The organism is Winogradskyella sp., from assembly GCF_965228925.1.
GTDB lineage: Bacteria > Bacteroidota > Bacteroidia > Flavobacteriales > Flavobacteriaceae > Winogradskyella.
Map to the genome: position 1 here is coordinate 2,214,520 of NZ_OZ245845.1, position 18,968 is coordinate 2,233,487.

The following is an 18,968-nucleotide window of genomic DNA, read 5'->3' on the forward strand; positions in this document are numbered from 1 at the left end:
CTTATTGCCAATTTGTATGAAAAAACTCAGAACTATCCTTATCATTGCGTTGATACCTATGGGCACCAAAATAGTCACGCAAAGCCTGTATCATATTTGCAGATGAGTTCCCAGTTGTTGCGCCAACCCAGTAATTATAGGCTGAACTAAACGTGTCTAGTGCAACCCTATTGGACATACCGTGCCGTAATATTTTTGTAACATCGCTTTCAGAATTGTGAAGTCTTTCAAATACCGTCTTATTGTCAAAATAACTTGAATTACCTTTTAGAATAACGATAGAATCTTCCATCAATTTTGATCTAATGATGCAACCGTTTGTCCAAATGCGTGCTATTTCAGAAAGGTTTAAAGCCCAATTGTAGTGTTTTGATGCGTGTTGAATAAGCTCAAATCCTTGTTGATGATTAATAATTCTAGCAAAACCATAAGCATATTCTAGACTTTTATAATTAACGCGTTTTAAACTGTTTTTTTTCTTTATGGATTTAGAAAACCGAACACGTTGGTCCTTAAAGGTAGATATATACCTCGCAAAGACAGCGGACGAAATCATGGTGGCTGGTATACCCAACTCCAAAGCCGCCTTACTCGACCAGGAGCCGGTTCCTTTGCTTAAGGCTTTATCTAGTATGTGATCAATGATATAGGTGTCATCTTCTTTCTTTCGGAGAATAGCAATTGTAATTTCCAATAAATAACTGGCTTCATGACGCGTATGCCAATCACTTAAAATTTGCGCGATGTCTTCGTTGCTATGATTTACAATAAGTAGTGCGTAGATTTCAGCCAACAATTGCATTTCGGCATATTCTATCCCATTGTGTATCATTTTTACAAAATGACCGGAGCCATTAGGTCCTATATGGGTACAACAAGCTTGGTTGTTTTTATCTTTTGCTGCAATTTTTTCTAAAATCGGAGCAATATGTGCGTAGGCTTTTGCACTCCCTCCTGGCATTATAGAAGGGCCTTTTCTCGCGCCTTCCTCACCACCAGATATACCGCACCCTACGAAATAAATGTTTTTATAGGCTAAGCATTTAGACCGTCGAATAGTATCGGAATACAACGAGTTTCCACCGTCGATGATAATGTCGTTTTTATCAAGATGAGGCAATAATTTTTCAATGACAGAGCCAACGGCGTCTCCGGCCTTAACCATCAACATGATTTTACGAGGTCGCTCGATTGAAGCTACAAACTCGGAAAGACTGGTAAACCCTTGAATATTATGGTAGGTATTGTTCTTCTCAATAAAAGTTTTAACCACGTGTGCTTCACCATCTTCCGTTCGATTGTAGACAGAAATAGAAAAGCCGTTATCAGCAATATTTAGGCTGATACTCTTTCCCATGACTCCTAAACCTATTAGGCCAAAATCAGTCTTTTTCATTTAAACTAAGTTTTTCAATGATTTCAGAAATCGTGTTTTCATAACCTTGTTCAATATCAATATGAAATCCGTAAGATGGAATCTCGAGCGTGTCAAACTGGGATTGAAGTAAGGATGATTTCATAAAATGCTCTTGCCGCTGTTCTATACGTTCCATAATGGTTTTGAAACTTCCGGATAAGAAAATCCAATCGATAGCTTTTGTATAGGTAGCAAGTATTTCTCTATAAGACTCTTTTAATGCAGAACAAGCCAATACGGCACCATTAGAAGTCGACCATTCTTTAATTAAGATGGCCAAGGCATCTAACCAAGGTCTGCGATCGGTGTCGTCTAGGGCCATATTTTGTTTCATCTTTTCAATGTTTGTTTTAGGATGAAAATGATCTGCATCGAAAAAGGGGAGTTGCAAATGATTAGCGAGATGTTTGCCAATCGTAGTTTTTCCGCTTCCGCTAACCCCCATAATGATGATGATCCGAGCCATTATTGTTTTAGATAAAATGATGAACGCAAACCGGAGGAAGCGTTAGGGCCAATCCAAACATTGAATCTACCTTCTTCTGCAGCATCCACCATTTTAGAATTTACAAATTTTAAATCTTCTGATGAAATCGTAAAAGTTACGGTCTTGGTTTCTCCAGGTTTTAGTTCGACATGTTCAAAACCTTTCAATTCTCGTATGGGTCTTGTAATGCTTCCAACGACATCCTGTACGTACAATTGCACGAGTTCTGTTCCATATCGCTGTCCCGTATTGGTTATGCTTGCAGAAATTTTTACATGTTCGTCAAAACCAATGGTGTCCTTAGAAACACTTATGTTTTCGTAGTTAAAATACGTATATGTTAGACCATAACCAAACGGAAATTGAGGGGTATATCCAATGTCTAAATAATGGGAATCATTGCCCAAGGAGCTTTGCCAGGCGCCAATAGGAATACTATCCATTTGCACAAACTGATCGACTTCTGCAGGTCGCCCCGTATTTTTATGATTGTAGAAATAAGGTAATTGCCCTGCATTTTTAGGCCAAGATACCGGAAGTCGTCCTCCAGGTTCACTGAAACCAAAAATGATATCGTGTAAAGCTTCGCCTCCCATGGTTCCTGGATGCCAAGCCATTAAAACAGCATCGACATCATCAATAATATTCGTCATGGTGATTGGTCTTCCGGCCATAATCACTAAAACAATTGGTTTGCCGGTCTTTGCAAGTTCTTTTAGCAGTTCTTCTTGCGCTCCAGGTAAGTTGAGTTGAGATCTACTATGGGCTTCACCAGATAGGATGGCTTCCTCACCTCCAAAAAACAAAATGACATCAGCGCTTTTTGCAGCATTAATTGCCGCGTTGAAATTTTCTTTTGATTGATCCCTACTGTACGATAAACCTTCAACAAAATTGAACGTTATATTTGCTTTTTTAAAGGCGTCAATAGGAGTTATTGTATGCGCTTTTTCACCATCAAAGGTCCAAGTGCCAAGTTGCTCATGAGGTTGATGGGCTAATGGCCCCATAACCGCTACTTTTGTGGTGTTTGATAAAGGAAGGATATCATCATTCTTTAACAATACCGTACTTTTTATTGCTGCTCTTTTGGATTCAGCCAAGTGGGGTTCGGCATACAGATTTCCATTATGGTTTTCTGGGATATAGGGCTTCTCAAATAAATTCAATCTGAATTTAACTCGAAGAATATGTTTTACCATCTCATTTAGCTGTGATTCACTAACTTTTCCTTCCTTGATCAGATCTTTTAAATGCTGCTCATAGGCTTTACTATTCATTTCCATATCCAAACCAGCATTGGCGGCTAGCTCGGCCACATGTTTTTCATCTTTTGCAAAACCATGTGCTATCATCTCTACCGTCGAATCCCAGTCACTTACAGTGAATCCACTAAAGTCTAGTTCATCTCTTAATACATCTTTTAGTAAGAATGTATTACCGGTAACAGGTATACCATTGACCTCATTAAAAGAGGTCATTACGGTTGCAGCTCCACTATGAATAGCCGCCTGAAAGGGTGGTAAATATACATTTCTAAGTAAAGGCTCAGACATGTTCACCGTATTGTAATCGCGACCGCCAATGGCTGCACCATATCCAATAAAATGTTTAGCACAAGCTGCCATACGTGTTGGGCTACTCAAATCCTCACCTTGAAAGCCTTCAATATAAGCTTTCCCCAAAATAGATGCTAGATATGGGTCTTCACCAGGTGATTCTGCGATGCGCCCCCAGCGACTATCTCTTGAGATATCTAGCATAGGTGCAAATGTCCATCTTATACCTGCTGAGCTCGCTTCGAACGCTGCAATTTCAGATGATGTTTTTGCTATATTTTCATCAAAAGAAGCGGCGAGTCCTAGTGGAATAGGGAAGATGGTTTTAAACCCATGGATGACGTCACGTGCAAAGATTAATGGAATGCCATTTGGACTTTCTTCAACGGCAATTTTTTGAAGCTCCTTGACATAGTCGAGGTTCATGACATTGAGAAACGCCCCTATTTCTCCATTTCTAACCGCAGTTTTCAGTGTTTCAGGAAGGCTGCCCTTCACCCTACTAGATGTTCCTCTTAAATTGGTCTGTCCAATTTTTTCTTCAAGGGTCATCTTGGATAAGATGGAGTCAATTTTGAACTCCGTGTTCTGATCTTGAGTTGACGACACTTCAGTTGACCTTGTGTCTTTTTTACAAGCCAAGCAAAACAATAGGGTAAGGCTTATAAGACTATATGTAATAGAGTTTTTTATCATGATGGGTTTAGTATATAATTAATACGTTTTAAAAGCGTTACTTTTTACCCCTTTTACCCCAGGCTTTACTTTAAAAATTGAGCCTGCTAGAGGATATTTTTTTAATTCTTCATCGGTCATGTCCAATTTGGCTGTTGTGATATATAGGGTTTCTAAATGATCCCCGCCAAATGCACAAGAGGTCACATTATGGGCCGGTACATCTATTTTTTCTAATAATGCTCCTGTTTTTGGGTTAAATCTTATGACGGCATTACCATTCCACATGCCGACCCAAACCATATCTTCAGCATCAATGGTCATGCCATCTGGAAATCCCAAATCTTCTGATATTTCAACGGCTACACGTTCGTTGGATATATGACCCGTTTCGTCATTATAGTCATAAGCTTTTATTTGAGAGGTTGGTGTATCTATATAGTACATCGTTTTTTTATCCTTAGTCCAAACAATGCCGTTTGAAATGGTGACACTATCCATCTTAGTGGTGACTGTGCTATCATTTTGGATCATAAATAGCTTCGCTTTTCCTTTGTCTTGTTGCCAGTTCATGGAGCCTACCCATAGTCGCCCTTTAGGATCGCATTTCCCATCATTAAGCCTACTATTAACTAAGCTTTCACCCATATCAACAAATGGAGTGGTGTTTCCAGTTTTTAGGTTTAGTGTATAAATACCATCTACCAATGCTACTAGGACTTCATCGTTTTGCTTCGGGACAACAGTACCGATTTGTGTAGCTGTTGGGAACGATTGATTCTGATTGGCTTTTGGATCGAACACATTAAAGGTCTTCCCTTCAATATCTACCCAATACAATTGTTTGGTATCATCGTTCCAAATAGCACCTTCACCAAGAGCAGCTTCAGTTTTATAGGCTATGGTGACTTCCTTCGAAGAGGCTACACTAGTTTTGTCCTGTTGTTCTTCATTTGACTTGCAGCTGGTTACAATTAATGCTATTAAAATCGCAATAGATTTATTCATTTTGAATGTTTGTCTTTTAAATATTAGGGCAGAAGTCAACTATTTAATTACAGTCTTTATCTAAATTTTAATGGCAACCTCATTACCAGAAGTAATGAGGCCTGCCAAAGCTATTAATACAAAGATTTTTAGTGTTCTCGTTTTTTAGTCAAGAGCGCGGTTTAGTTAATTCGGATATTTAATTTTTTTGAAATGTTATTGGAGGCATTGCCTACATAAACCTCGTAATCGCCTTTTTCTAAGTTCCAATCCGAAATAGATTCATCATAAAATGCAAGATCTGCCTTATCTATAGTAATTGAAACGGATTGCTTCTCTCCTTTATTGACTTTAACTTTTGAGAACCCTTTGAGCTCCTTTAAAGCGCGTTGCACCTTAGAATCCGTTTTCCCGACATAGACTTGTACAACTTCTGCGCCATCCATATCTCCCGTGTTTGCGACTCCACAAGTCACGGTGAAGCTATCATCTTGATGATCTACACGGATGTCGCTCAGTTCAAAACTGGTATAAGATAAACCATAGCCAAATGCAAATTGTGGTTCAATATTTTTAGTGTCATGCCAACGGTAACCTACAAGAATCCCTTCTTTATATTCTTGTGTCGGACTTACAGGAGGATTGGATTCTAAATTAAGTGTTGCATTATCATTAATTCTTGTTAAATCAACACCGGGATAGGATTCAGGACCAAAGGATATAGCAGCGTTATCTTCTAGTTTTTTAGGAAATGAAAAGGGAAGTTTTCCTGAAGGATTTACATTACCGCTGATGACATCAGCAATGGCATGTCCGGCCATGGATCCCAAGTACCAGCTTTGCAGTAAACCCTCTACGGAGTCTAACCATGGCATTTCCACAGCATTTCCTGTGAGCATCACAAAACCTACATTTTTATTAACATTTTTAATGTCTCGAAGAAGTTCTTCTTGTCCAAAAGGTAATTGGTATTGTCTGCGGTCATCACCTTCACTGTCTTGCAAATGACTTTTTGTTAAACCACCCACAAATAGAATAATATCCGCTTGTTTTGCGACTTCAATGGCTTTTGTTCTTAGGGAGTCGGCATCATAGGGAGAAGGTAATACATTGTCGTAGACAGAGGCACCAGAAGCATAACCCATCGAATGGATTATTTTAGCATTCTTATAGCGCTCTTGTAGCCCTTGAAGCGGAGAAACTTCGAATTTTGGCTTTAGTTCCGAAGAACCACCACCTTTAGTCATAGAACGGGTCGCGTTTTCACCAATAACAGCAATGGTGATACCAGTTTCATCTTTAATAGGAAAGAAATTATTATCATTTTTAAGAAGTACAATACCTTCGGTAGCTACTTGCCGTGCCACGTCATGGTGCTCTTTGTTATTTGCTCGACCCAAACTACGATTATTACTCATATTGGTTCTATAACGTAATCTCAATACACGTCTTACTTTGTCATCGACTATGCTTTCCGGAATTTCCCCGTTTTTAAGTGCTTTTAGAAATGGATTGGCGAGAAAGTAATTGCTATAATGATTTGCTGTCGTGGTACCAAGACCATCCGTACCCGTCCCCATTTCAATATCTAGGCCGTTTAATGCAGCTTCCATGGTGTTGTGCGTCGAACTCCAATCACTAACGACTACGCCATCAAAACCCCAATCCCCTTTTAGAATTTGTTTAGTCAGCAGTTCATGATGTGTTGTGTACTGTCCGCGAAACTTATTATAGGCTCCCATAATAGACCAGACATTAGCTTCGGTGACAGCGGCTTTAAAAGCAGGTAAATAGATCTCATGAAGCGCTCGGTCACTGACCTCGACATTGACTTCATCTCTCCAACGTTCTTGATTGTTTAGCGCAAAGTGCTTTACACAGGCTGCAACACCATTACGCTGTACACCTTGTATATAGGGGACGACCATCTTTGATGCAAGGAAGGGATCTTCGCCCATATACTCAAAGTTACGACCATTCATAGGGGTTCTGTAAATATTAACTCCAGGCCCTAGAAGCACATCTTTTTTACGGTATTTGGCTTCTTCGCCTAAGGCCACTCCAAATTGTTCAGCCAGACTGGGGTTGAAGGTAGAGGCCAAACAAGTAAGTGCAGGAAATGCTGTGATAGAGTCATTGGTCCAGCCCGCATAGGCCCAATCATCCCAGCTGATCTCGGCTCTCACGCCATGCGGTCCGTCGGCCATCCATATTTCAGGAATACCTAGCCGCTCTACACCTTTGGTGCTGAATTTGGATTGTGCGTGGCATAAGGCCACTTTTTCTTCAAGCGTTAACAGTGAAATTATGGAATCAATTTTCGCCTCTACAATTTCTGAAGATGAAGTATTGGTATTTAAAGCTACTTCTTTGTCATTTTTACATCCAGTGATGGCTAAAATTGTGAGAACAAAGCAAAGGAATTTTGAGACTTTGATCATTATGATATGATTTGATTTAAATGATTTATTTAGTGAAGTAAAACTACCTTAAAAGACAAAATTTGAATAGTATTATTGACGCAAACATTAAAACATTTGTTGTATCATAAACTATCTAGTACCTGTAAACACTGGGTTTTTAACACTACATGTACAGGATAGGGCATTTCTCTAATAGAATAATTATCTTAGTGACATGACTAGGGACATTATAGATATCAATGATTTTACCATTTTGGTGGAAACAGCGAATTCAGATAAAACCATAGAAGATGCCTGCTGTTTTGATGAACCCGTCATTGCCGTGGCGTTTTACGGATCGGGCAATGTGGATTTGGAATTCGAATACCCTACAACATCAAAGTGTTATAATTATACCAAAGGCTTGGCCTTGTCCTTTTACTCAGATGAAAAGGTTTTATGTAAACATACCGTTTCCAAAGATTGTCCTTTAGAGTGCATCGTTATTGCTACGGCGACAAGAAACCTGCACAAATTACCTAACCAAGAAGGGGAGTTGTTCTCAGAACTTTTGGAACAATTGGTACATCCAAAAGATCATTATGTTGAAGGCCCTAGCTTTTTTATGACTCCCGAGATGCAGCGCATTGTCGATAGCATCTTTAATATTAAATACGAAGGTAAAGCCCGAATGATGTTTTTTAGAAGTCAGATTACGGCTTTATTATCCCATTTTTTTGGTCAACTGGCCATGCACAAAACCAAAACCTTTAAAACTCAGGATCGGAAACGTTTGGATGAAGTAAAAACCATTTTGGCAGGTAATCTAGACAATCCGCCTTCCTTATCAGAGCTTTCAAAAATTATTGGCTTAAACACCACGAAACTCAAAAAAGAATTTAAAGAAGTCTTTGGTGTTCCTGTATTTAAGTATTTACAAAACCAACGACTATCGACTGCCCATGAGATGATCAGTAATCAAAAAGCAACGGTTCAAGAAGCAGCATGGCATGTTGGTTACGATAGTTTAAGTTCCTTCTCAAATGCTTTTGCTAAGAAATTTGGTTATAGACCCAGTCAAATTCGGTAGTCGTCTTTCCAAATACATCAAAAACTGCCTCAGATGAGTGGGTGCTTTAAAGTACAGCCTCTTTGTATGTGGCTATATTTCTAATAACAATCTACCCAGTAGATTCTCTAATGATTAAATGCGTATCTATGACCACAGTTTTATTTAGTCTAGGATGCCCCTCTTTTTTATTGTTGATCTCTTCAAATAGTAAATTAATTGCGGCTTCACCAATTTTAGAGCCATCCTGATTTACAGTGGACAATTGAGGGGATATTACAGAAGACATAAACCAGTTACTAAATCCTATAACAGCGATGTCATTAGGTACGTTTATGTTGTTGTTCTTTAAATAGTGCATAGCTCCTATAGCAACCAGATCACTTACTGCAAAAATGGCATCAACGGAGTTACCGTGGTCATTTATGAGTTTTTCCGCATTGATTTGACCATCCTCAAAATCTTTATTATTGTCGCATATATAAACCAAGCTTTTGTCGAATAAAATATTGTGGTCTTCTAAAGCCATTTTATAACCAAGGTACCGGTCTATAGAGTTCTGTGGGGTCAATCCCGCTCTAAAATGAGCAATTCTTTTATGTCCTTTTTTTATGAGGTATTCGACGGCCTCATAAGCAGCCTTTCTGTCATCAATAATGACTTTCGAGCTTTCAACGATCTTGGAAATTTTATCCATTTGAACAAATGGAACGTCAAAATCACGTAATTTTTTCAAATGTGTATAAGTTCGGGTATGATTTGAAAGCGAAATTATTAGACCATCGATTCCTTTACTCAGGAGGAGATTAACCTGCTTTTCTTCCAGCTCGAAACTTTCATCGCTCTGCAAGAGTATGACCAAATAACCCCGTTCGTCTGCAATTTTTATAATCGCATCAATGACACTTGAAAAAAAGTAGTGAACTACCGCTGGTATGATGACACCGATAGTTTTTGTGTGTTGCTTTCTAAGATTTATGGCAGCCGTATTGGGGGAATAGTTTAAGGCTTTCGCTAATGCTTCGACTTTTTTTCGTGTCTTTGGGTTGACATCAGGATACCCCTTTAAAGCTTTAGAGACCGTGGCCACAGAAATTTCTAATTCTTTAGCTATTTCTTTTAAGGTAACAGGTCTCATAGATAGGTCTTGAATTTAAGTTGAATGTCTAAGATACTAAATCATTTTTTTGTATGCTCCAAAAGCGCTTCTAGTTATTTTGATCGTAAAATCGAAAAGTTTTTCAGTATTTAAGCCCTTTTTTCAATTGTAAATAATGCTGCTTAAACCTTATTTAAAATTTAAGTATTTAGGCTATAGGCCAATTCAAATTCGGTAGTCGTCTTTTCAAACAAATCAAAATTCTTTTCAAATAAGTCAATGCTCTAAGGCACGGATACCTTTGTCGTGTAATTAAAAATTATTAAGACATGAAAACAATTAGAGTAATTTTAATCGGTGTGGCCATCTGGATACTAGCAGTATCTGCCTACACCATCTCATTTTATCTGCCCATATTGGAAGATGTAGAACTACAAGCCAACTTGGTATTACTACTATCGGTGATTCCCCTGGTTTGGTATGGAAGTGCCATGTACTACAAGAAAGAAAAAGGAACTCATGGCTTTTTAGTAGGGCTTACGTTCTTATTGGTTAGTGCCATTTTAGATGCCCTAATTACAGTACCCGTATTTATGATGCCCAATGGCATAGATCATTATATGTTTTTTACCGCTCCAGGCTTCTGGTTAATCGCTTTGGTGTTTATCAGTATCGTGGTATTGTATTACTACTTCAGAGTCACTAATAGCACCGTAACCGTAAAAAAGTAAAGCCATGGAATTCTCATTACAACACATTGTTTTCTTGCTATTAGTCCTATGTACTGGGCTTAGTGCAGGCCTTTGTTTTACTTGGGGAAATGCTGTAACACCAGGTATTGGACGGCTAGACGATTTTGGATTCTTAATGGCTTTTCAACAAATGAATCGCGTCATTTTAAACCCGACATTTTTTGCAGTGTTTTTGGGGCCCTTCTTTTTAGGACTTGGTAATCTATTTCTATTCAAAAACGTGCCAACAACTATTTGGTGGATGCTTTTAGTAGCTGTGTTAGTGTATGTCTCAGGAGTAGTTTTAGTCACTGTTTTTGGAAATGTACCACTTAACGACATGATTGACAAGCACAATCTAGAAACTTTAAATCAGGTTGAATTAAAAGATTTACGCAAGACCTTTGAAACCAAATGGAATCGGTTTCATTTGGTGAGAACCATCACCGCAATAGGATCATTTATCACCTTAATTATCATAACCACACAAATCACAAAATAAAAATTTAATAATTATGACAACAGAACATTTTTTAATCACAGGAGGAACAGGAAAAACAGGTCGGCGAATAGTAGACCGTTTACAACAACTAGGCCATAAGGTACGTGTTGGCTCAAGATCGGCACAACCATCATTTGATTGGAATCAACCCAATAACTGGAACGCCGTTTTAGAAGGCATTGATAAGGTGTATATCACTTATCAACCAGATTTGGCCGTGCCTGGAGCCAAAGAAGCTATTACAGAATTAGTAAAACAAGCTAAAATAGCTGGAGTAAAGAAATTAGTCTTATTATCTGGTAAAGGGGAACGTGAAGCTGAGCTCTGTGAGGAGATCGTTATTAACTCTGGAATTGACTATACCATTGTAAGAGCCAGTTGGTTTAATCAGAATTTTAGTGAGAATTTCTTGCTAGAACCGGTATTAGAAGGTGTGGTCGCCTTACCACAAGCCCATGTCAAAATCCCATTTGTAGATGCCAATGACATTGCTGATGTGGCTGTTGAGGTATTCTTAAATGACGTCCATAATGGTAAGATTTATGAGCTTACAGGATCACAATTATTGACCTTTAAAGAGGCTATTGATACCATAGCAGCAGCTACAAAACGAGATATTGCATTCGTGCCATTAAGTTTGGAGGAGTATAGTAATGCCATGCGCGAGATGCAATTACCTGATGACTTCGTTTGGTTAATTGACTATCTATTTACTGTTGTACTCGGTAATCCAAATAATTCTATTGTAACGCAGGATATTGAAAAGCTATTGGGCAGAGCACCTGTTAGATTCGAGGACTTTACCAAAGAGGTCGCCAATACTGGTATTTGGAATAAAGCAGAAATTAAAGTTTAGCCAATCAGATTTTCATCAATCAAAACTAAAAACCCTTGCAGTTTTAGCAAGGGTTTTTTGGGTTGAATACAGGGAATAATTTCAAAAGTTGTCTTTTAAGATAATAGATTTAGCTTCAAAATAGCTTGCTATTAATGCTGTTAGAAGTGTAAGAATTAAAAAAAGGAACATGTTGTAATTAGTGCCTTTAAGAAAAGAGTATTTAAAAGAATCAGAAAAGAGCCATTCCAAGCCTTTTAAAGTTCCATAGCTTGCGGCTATAATATGACTTGAAAGTTGCCAAAATGTTATGGTTTTTAGGTGCTGATTATTTTTTGTTTGTCTAACGCTATAAACAAACAAACTGCCCATGACAATACCTTGACTAATTAAGACAATTGGTGTTATTAGAACAAAGGACATATAATAAAAAGCAATGGATTTTATCAAAATTAAAGGGAAAATACAAGTAATGGCTTTTAACAAAGATGATTCATTGATGGCTTTTCGCAACGGACTAAAAAAAGGAGAAGTATTTAATTGATCAAGCTTTTTAGTGTATATATGCTCTCCTAATTTAGCGATAAAAATGAATCGATGAGATAACCATTTCCCGAATCTAAGACTAGCATAAAAGATACCTAAGTATATAAGGACGACAAGAATCATGGAGACAATTTGTTCTAATACCTATGACGTTAGTTTTAAGGAAAGGTTCAAATTATGAGGTGGAATTTTATTTATAATTAAAAAAATAATTACGGTTAAGAATAAAAAAGCGCTCTTTCGCACAAGGCTTCAGAGAGCGCAGGTGGAGCCTGCCTGCCGTCAGGCAGGTCGGAGGGACTAATTGCGTTTTTCCCACCTTGCAAAATTATACCTTTAGTTTTTTAAATCAGTCTTTTGTTTCTAAAGGCGATTCCAGACCCTGTTTTTAGGTAGCGTTCAAAATCATAAGCTTTTAGTTTGTTTTCGAATTGAAATAGGTTAACCAATTTAACAGGTAATCTGCTTTTCGTATAGTGCACTTCTTTGTTTTGATGAGCTTTTAATCGTTTTTCAATATTCGTTGTAAAGCCTGTATAATAGGTTTGATCAGCACATTTTAAAATATAAACAGTGTAGAGTAATTTCATAATGTTGTATTTATCTAAAGTTATGAAATTTGTGGACGAGTCCACCGAAGCTCTTAAGATAGAGCTTAATAAAAAAATGATTACGATTAAAAATAAAAAAGCTCTCTGTCGCACAAGGCTTCAGAGAGCGTAGGTGGAGTCGGAGGGATTCGAACCCTCGTCCAAACAAGTAACCAAAGGGCTTTCTACACGTTTAGTTTTTATTTAATTTTAGACTGTAAACTGACTAAAAACGATCCATTTACAGCTTAGCTTCTAAATCTCGAAAGAGCATCAAAGCGCTACCCCATCTTGGTTAATTTTTACGATGCCTCTAAATAAAACGCCACTAACCAAGGCTTTTTGGAGACATTTAGCTTTCCCGCCTTGCGGGACGTGGCTTGAACTTACTATAATTCAGTTATTAAGCAGCTAAAGCGTAGTTATTTTCGCCGTTTAAAATTTGGTCTAGCCTTTTACGTGTTTCAAAACCATTACACGACGTGCTTACCATTTCATTAATCTCGCTGTCAAAACCAGTCGACCCCTTAATGAGATAACAAAACTTTGTTTTGTATTATCGAATTAACCCTGAACTTGTTTCAGGGTCTTATCAATAAATGACTCAATTTATGCGTTTATCCACTAGGTAAAAACTTTGTGGACTTGGGCTTTTCACCATATCTTTTAGACCTGTTCTCGATACATTTTGCTCATAACTTCGCAAAACACTCGAACTGACATATAACAAGGATAGCGTTGCAATCCCTAACGCGAGCGTGCAAACTTACAAAAAAAGTTGTGCAAGCTCTTAAATCCAGTTATTTTCGTGCAAAAATTATTCCATAGTCAGCAAACAGTACATAGTGGCAGTTTGCAGTAACAAATAAATGAATCATCAAACCAACATGAGTATAAAATTCGCCATCATCAAAGAACGCAAAAACCCACCAGACCGACGTGTCGTGTTTTCACCTGAAACTTTAGCGGAAGCTAGAAAACGATTTCCCGAAGCGGAATTTGTGGTTGAGTCCTCCGATATCAGGGTTTTTCCGGATGAGGCTTATACCAAATTGGGTTTTGAAGTAACCGAGGATGTCTCTGACGCCGACGTGATGATAGGCGTAAAAGAAGTACCTATAGATTACCTAATTCCCAATAAAAAGTACTTCTACTTTTCTCATACCATTAAAAAACAACCTTATAATAGAAAGTTGTTATTAGCCATGCTCGAGAAAAATATCGAGATGTACGATCATGAAACTATAGTAGATACTAATGGTTATAGACTCATCGGTTTTGGTCGCTATGCAGGCTTAGTTGGCGCCTATAATGGCTTTAGAGCTCTGGGATTACGAGATGGTCTTTTTAATTTACCAAAATGTGAGAGCTTAGCTGATTTATATGCCGTTAAATTGGAGTTGGATAAAATCACGATTCCAAATATTAAGATTTTGCTTTCTGGAACAGGAAAAGTGGCCAACGGTGCCGCAGAGATTTTAGACCATCTTGGTATTAAGGAAGTTAGTGATGCGCTCTATTTAACGTCTGAGTTTACAGAGCCCGTTTATTGTAGAATCGATGTTATGGAATATGCCAAACGTATCGATGGAAAAGTTGGGGATCGCTTAGAGTTCTATAAAGACCCAACGGGCTATGAAAGTAATTTTATGCCCTATGCAAAAGTATCTGATATGTTTATAGCAGGTCATTTTTATGGCAATAATGCCCCTTATCTGTTTACTCGAGAAGATGCCAAGCATCCTGATTTTAGAATCAATTTAGTAGCGGATATATCTTGTGATATCGATGGTCCGGTGGCGAGCACCATACGCCCCTCAACTATTGAGGAACCTTTTTATGGTTACAATCCACAGACCGAAAGGGAAGTTGCCTACGATGATAAGGACGCTATAACGGTTATGGCTGTAGATAATTTACCTTGCGAACTGCCAAAAGATGCCAGCGAAGGCTTTGGTGAAACCTTTGTTGAACATGTGATACCAGCCTTTTTTAATAGTGATCAAGAAGGCATCCTAGAGCGCGCACAAATCACAACCTCTGAAGGCAAGCTCACAGAACGGTTTTATTATCTTCAGGACTATGTGGATGGCCATGAATAAGTGATTATTGGGCCAATGTTTTTTGAAATTACAACAGTTTAATACCTTTTCTTTTTATTAGAATAAACATTCCGATTAAGATTAGTAAGATGAACAGACTTGGTTCGGACATACGCTGGGTATCTTCATTGAGATCAAATGATTTCTTGCCCGAAAGGACTTCTTTTTGTTTCTTTAGAAGGATGGCCTTTTGTGCCTCATTTTCTAAAGCAATATAAGAGGTAAGTGGTGTCATGATTTGAGACATAAAACTATACTTGACTTGTTGGTTCCATTCATCCTCGGCAATTTTAGGATACAGTGTATGTGATATCCATTTACCTTGAAGTAATAAACCCGAATTCCAATTTTTAGACTGTATGTCTTTTTCGATAATGTCGAATATTGGTGATTTTAGAACGATACTTGGCGCGTTATTGTCTGTTAAATAGGCTAAGGGTTCTTTTGTATTTGGCCATGCAAGTACTGCATGGTGAACATCAACAATGGCATGGCCATCAATGGCTCGTTTTGGTGTATGGGTTAAGCTATGCGAAGCGAGTTGGCCCGAAGTATTTAGGTGATAGAATATATCACTTTCCGGAAATGCCATTTTAAAGTCTTTAAAATCTTTTTCTATTATGGAATTTTGAATGTCGTCAGAGACTACGATGATTACAGGATAGCTGTTAGAAGGCTCTGTATGAGCATTGAATAAAATCTTTTTTACGGCGCGTTCTAAATAAAAGCCCCCTTCGAATGCCATGCCATTTAATGTGTTTTTCCATACATTATCAAGAGGGATGGTGTTAGTAAAACTATTTGTAAAACTGATTTTAGGTTGTGATGCTAATGGCTGTTTTTCTAGAAATTGAGTAATAAGGTCCTCATAATGAGATCTCAAACTATCTTTATCTTGAGACATGTCAATGACAAAATGATAGTAAGGGTTCCTTTTTGTATGCTCTAAACGTTCCTTGTCGGAGACCGAGACATAAGCGATATGGTCTGATTGTATAGTCTCCGATTCTATTTGCGAATTGGCATTTCCCAAAATGACTTCATGTGCATCTATATCTAGCGTTACGGGTTCTTTGTGTACCAACTGAATACCCGTTTTTCGAACTTCGTTCTTTGCAAAAGGAAATACCCTAAAGGACACTTTGTTACCTGTTAAATAGTGCAGTAATCCTGGGTCTCTTCTCACATTTCGTATTTGGCTAAACACCCACATTGCAGATTTTTTTTCAGCCAAAATGCCCATTTCTTTTCGGTCACCGATGTTGAGATAGTAATCACTGATCCAACAGCCTTCAGGTAAATCGATAGTTGTCGCATATTCGGATTGAAACCTATCACTATTGGCATTGGTAATTTCGATGTCTATCCAGCTTGTCCAATAATTTGCTTCTTTATTGTAAGTACTATTGGAGGATATATTTGAAATACCAACACCTTCATTGACAAGGTTTTCAGAGCGACGGATTCCAAAAGATGGCGTGTTAAAGAAAATACGTTCAATGGTATTGATTTTGGCATCCGACAAGGTGAGATTGTCTAAAACGATCCAATTGAAAAGCGGAGATAGATAAGGTGTTTGATTTCCAAAAATAAAATCATTACGCCGATCTTTGTTACTCGTTATAACATGAAGTGTTTTTTGTAAGGATTTTTTATCAATATTGTAGTCTTTTGAATAATCTGGATGGTAGATATAGTCTAAGGTCTCATGTAAAACATGCCTGTCTTTTTGATAGGCCCCTATGATACTCAGAGGAATTATAAGGAAACCGAATATTGAAATTCCGAATAATAAGGGTTTGGAAAAATGCTGTTTCAAAAATGAAAAATCGGAGGTTAATTCTTGAAGATGAATGACAAAAAGTACCAAAGGTGTCAGCATTAGAAATCCGGTTCCTACAGCAATTATCGCAATGATAGAAAAGGGCAAAAAGGGGAGAAAGACCATAAAAAAGTATAGGGTGTAGGTCAAAGTAATCGATCTTCCAGCGTAGAGTAGTATCCTGTAGCGTTTGTGCTTTGTGTTGGGCAGACAAATTAGAATACCATTAATACATGCCAAAACAAAGAACCATGGGGAACTAAAATCTCCGAAAATACCTGTGTCATTTCCAGTAAACCCACGAAAAAGATACCCTCTGTTGACCACTAATCCCAAAAGAGGAAAAATTATGGCGATTGGGATTTTCCAAAAAAGTTGATATTTTTTCCATTTGCCATCCTTTTGAAGAGATAAAATATAAATACCCCTTATTAAAAAAAACAGAAAGATGATCACACCTATAATCATTAAGATTATAAAGGCGTGCTCGCTAAATCTAGAATCTACGGTCTGCCAAAGCGGGGCAATGACTTGAAAGAAAATATACCAAACGATTGGCACGGCCACGGCTGATAAGAAGTTTTTCCAGGCTTTGTGATTTTTGTTTGCTGAGGTTAGTTTTATAACAATAATAAATAGGGCGTGTATTAAAGTTGGCATTAAAAATGTGCCAACATATAGTAATAAATCACCTGATAGCATCCACCTAGGAATATCTGAAGGTATAATATGACGTGAGTGAACGTTATATAGAAAAATGAATATGGTATAAACAATTAAGCTGATTATAGCATAGTAAATGGAGACTTTTAGAGCTTTAATAATACAGAGCAAGGTGTAACCAAAGTTTAAAATTGAGAGCGCAAAAAGTATGAGCCCAAACCCTTTCCAATAGGCTAAGTTATCTTCAGTTAAAAGTGTTTTAATAATGCTGTAATCACCCCAAAACAATAAAAACAATAAAAGAATTGGTAATGTGTTGATGGCTAAAAGCCATTTTGGATTAAGTAAGTTCCTCATGGTAATTATTGAATTTAAAGCTTAGGTGATTGATGATGGTATAGGCTATAACTAGCAGTGATAAATAAATAAAAACGCCTTGGGCTTGATGTAGCCAAGGATAGTCAAAAGCTGTCTGCCGTGATATGAGTATTGAAATTAAAATTCGTGATGTATTGGCAAAAAGTGTAAAGGCCAATGTTGCAAGAAGCAATACCGGAATTGACAATAACCTTTGAAAGTTTGATCGGGTGACTTTGACAAAAGAAAATGAGAATACCACAAAGCTGATGATCCAAAAATTAACGCCTGAGCAGGATTTATCTATAGTGATATTTAAACTTTCAAAATAAAAACCAGAGTCGCTTAAGTAGATGAACGGGCTATTCGTCAGAAATGAAATAATGGAGCTTAAGGGCTTTAGAATAAAGACAAGCGCATCGTTTGTTGCTTGCGTGTATGCTATTTTTCCAATTATGGTCAACGAAAAAATAATGCCGTAAAATAGATATGATTTAATCTTCATGGGTCCTAATATGGTTTAAATTTTTAAACATCCAATAACCAACAATTAAAAATCCCCCGAAAGCAAGTGTAAATAACCAAACTTCGGAATTTTGGGACGGTGAAATTAAAATCCTAATCACATCAGTAATTAAAACCTGTGGATTACTAACAATTTCCCAAGAATTATATCGTAGAAATCGACCGAGATAGACGCCAAAGGCAGAAAGGAGTATGACACAGATAGTTAATTTACCGATCGAGATTTGCCTGAACTTTGAAGCCATTAGCTTTTGCATATCTAATACGGAAAGATAGAAGAGGAGCAGACCTGTCAAGGCAAAGGAAAGCACAACTAAAATGTCTAACCATAATAAAGCTTCATTACCCATTCTGATATGCATTAAATCTGTAACGATATAAGGTGCATTGGGTAAAAATAACAACCAAACCAAAAACCAAAATATGAGCTTGTATTTACCAATATTAGCTTTAGTGTTTAGGTACATGGTTATGGTATAGGGAATTATAGCCAAAAAGACATTCCAAACTAAAAATAGGTAGAAGAAGGATTTATTGAGTTTTATTCGAGCCATTAAAGCAACAATGCTAAAAGTCAAAGCGACTGTAACTAATGACAAT

At 37.5% G+C, this 18,968-nt stretch carries 16 protein-coding genes and 1 other RNA gene; 5 read left to right on the forward strand and 12 right to left on the reverse strand.

Translation table 11 applies throughout. The features are described 5' to 3' along the window. Position 1: 1 nt before the first annotated feature. The 5 genes from gndA to ACO052_RS08935 all read right to left on the reverse strand — a co-directional run bounded on the left by gndA (position 2) and on the right by ACO052_RS08935 (position 7,566). Positions 2–1,396, reverse strand: coding sequence for an NADP-dependent phosphogluconate dehydrogenase (gndA, locus tag ACO052_RS08915; protein ID WP_422107665.1), 1,395 nt, complete (start codon positions 1,394–1,396; stop codon positions 2–4). Then, on the reverse strand, positions 1,383–1,883 hold the full coding sequence (locus tag ACO052_RS08920; protein ID WP_422107666.1) for a gluconokinase: 501 nt from the start codon (positions 1,881–1,883) through the stop codon (positions 1,383–1,385). The genes gndA and ACO052_RS08920 overlap by 14 nt, the downstream gene beginning before the upstream one ends. Next, positions 1,883–4,159 carry a glycoside hydrolase family 3 N-terminal domain-containing protein gene (locus ACO052_RS08925; RefSeq protein WP_422107667.1) on the reverse strand — a complete coding sequence of 759 codons (2,277 nt, stop codon included), beginning with the start codon at positions 4,157–4,159 and terminating at the stop codon, positions 1,883–1,885. The genes ACO052_RS08920 and ACO052_RS08925 overlap by 1 nt, the downstream gene beginning before the upstream one ends. Positions 4,160–4,177: 18 nt before the next feature. After that, positions 4,178–5,146, reverse strand: a complete 969-nt coding sequence (locus ACO052_RS08930; protein WP_422107668.1) for an SMP-30/gluconolactonase/LRE family protein — start codon at positions 5,144–5,146, stop codon at positions 4,178–4,180. Positions 5,147–5,307: 161 nt separating this feature from the next. After that, positions 5,308–7,566 (reverse strand): beta-glucosidase family protein, encoded by a 2,259-nt coding sequence (locus tag ACO052_RS08935; RefSeq protein ID WP_422107669.1) that lies wholly within the window; start codon positions 7,564–7,566, stop codon positions 5,308–5,310. 196 nt (positions 7,567–7,762) lie between these two features. Between ACO052_RS08935 and ACO052_RS08940 the strand changes: the two genes are divergently transcribed. After that, the gene (locus ACO052_RS08940) at positions 7,763–8,617 is read left to right on the forward strand and encodes a helix-turn-helix domain-containing protein (RefSeq protein WP_422107670.1); all 855 of its coding nucleotides are present in this window, start codon (positions 7,763–7,765) and stop codon (positions 8,615–8,617) included. Between the two features lie 91 nt (positions 8,618–8,708). On the opposite strand, the gene ACO052_RS08945 is transcribed toward ACO052_RS08940, so the two are convergent. Continuing rightward, on the reverse strand, positions 8,709–9,734 hold the full coding sequence (locus ACO052_RS08945; protein WP_422107671.1) for a LacI family DNA-binding transcriptional regulator: 1,026 nt from the start codon (positions 9,732–9,734) through the stop codon (positions 8,709–8,711). Positions 9,735–10,024: 290 nt separating this feature from the next. Between ACO052_RS08945 and ACO052_RS08950 the strand changes: the two genes are divergently transcribed. The 3 genes from ACO052_RS08950 to ACO052_RS08960 are packed head-to-tail and all read left to right on the forward strand — an operon-like array spanning position 10,025 to position 11,784. Next, positions 10,025–10,426, forward strand: coding sequence for a DUF5367 family protein (locus ACO052_RS08950; protein ID WP_422107672.1), 402 nt, complete (start codon positions 10,025–10,027; stop codon positions 10,424–10,426). A 4-nt stretch (positions 10,427–10,430) separates the two neighbouring features. Then, on the forward strand, positions 10,431–10,928 hold the full coding sequence (locus ACO052_RS08955; protein ID WP_422107673.1) for a DUF1772 domain-containing protein: 498 nt from the start codon (positions 10,431–10,433) through the stop codon (positions 10,926–10,928). A 13-nt stretch (positions 10,929–10,941) separates the two neighbouring features. Then, positions 10,942–11,784 (forward strand): NAD(P)H-binding protein, encoded by an 843-nt coding sequence (locus ACO052_RS08960; RefSeq protein ID WP_422107674.1) that lies wholly within the window; start codon positions 10,942–10,944, stop codon positions 11,782–11,784. An 81-nt stretch (positions 11,785–11,865) separates the two neighbouring features. Here the strand turns inward: ACO052_RS08960 and ACO052_RS08965 are convergent, their stop codons facing one another. From ACO052_RS08965 to ssrA, 3 genes are all read right to left on the reverse strand, one after another. Further along, entirely contained in the window at positions 11,866–12,432 is a 567-nt protein-coding gene (locus ACO052_RS08965) for a hypothetical protein (protein ID WP_422107675.1), read from the reverse strand. Positions 12,433–12,653: 221 nt separating this feature from the next. Then, on the reverse strand, positions 12,654–12,899 hold the full coding sequence (locus ACO052_RS08970) for a GIY-YIG nuclease family protein (protein ID WP_422107676.1): 246 nt from the start codon (positions 12,897–12,899) through the stop codon (positions 12,654–12,656). Positions 12,900–13,030: 131 nt separating this feature from the next. After that, positions 13,031–13,426: a transfer-messenger RNA gene (gene ssrA, locus ACO052_RS08975) on the reverse strand. A gap of 366 nt (positions 13,427–13,792) precedes the next feature. On the opposite strand from ssrA, the gene ACO052_RS08980 reads away from it, so the two are divergent. Further along, positions 13,793–15,001: an NAD(P)-dependent oxidoreductase gene (locus ACO052_RS08980; RefSeq protein ID WP_422108059.1), complete on the forward strand. Its 1,209-nt coding sequence runs from the start codon at positions 13,793–13,795 to the stop codon at positions 14,999–15,001. A 28-nt stretch (positions 15,002–15,029) separates the two neighbouring features. Here ACO052_RS08980 and ACO052_RS08985 read toward each other — a convergent pair whose 3' ends face one another. From ACO052_RS08985 to ACO052_RS08995, 3 genes are read right to left on the reverse strand one after another with little or no spacing between them, the layout of a single operon-like run. Continuing rightward, the gene (locus ACO052_RS08985) at positions 15,030–17,843 is read right to left on the reverse strand and encodes an MSEP-CTERM sorting domain-containing protein (protein ID WP_422107677.1); all 2,814 of its coding nucleotides are present in this window, start codon (positions 17,841–17,843) and stop codon (positions 15,030–15,032) included. Beyond that, positions 17,827–18,348 carry an exosortase K gene (gene xrtK, locus ACO052_RS08990; RefSeq protein ID WP_422107678.1) on the reverse strand — a complete coding sequence of 174 codons (522 nt, stop codon included), beginning with the start codon at positions 18,346–18,348 and terminating at the stop codon, positions 17,827–17,829. Before xrtK ends, ACO052_RS08985 begins: the two co-directional genes overlap by 17 nt. Then, on the reverse strand, positions 18,338–18,967 hold the full coding sequence (locus ACO052_RS08995) for a DUF1361 domain-containing protein (RefSeq protein ID WP_422107679.1): 630 nt from the start codon (positions 18,965–18,967) through the stop codon (positions 18,338–18,340). Before ACO052_RS08995 ends, xrtK begins: the two co-directional genes overlap by 11 nt. Between the last annotated feature and the right edge of the window lies 1 nt (position 18,968).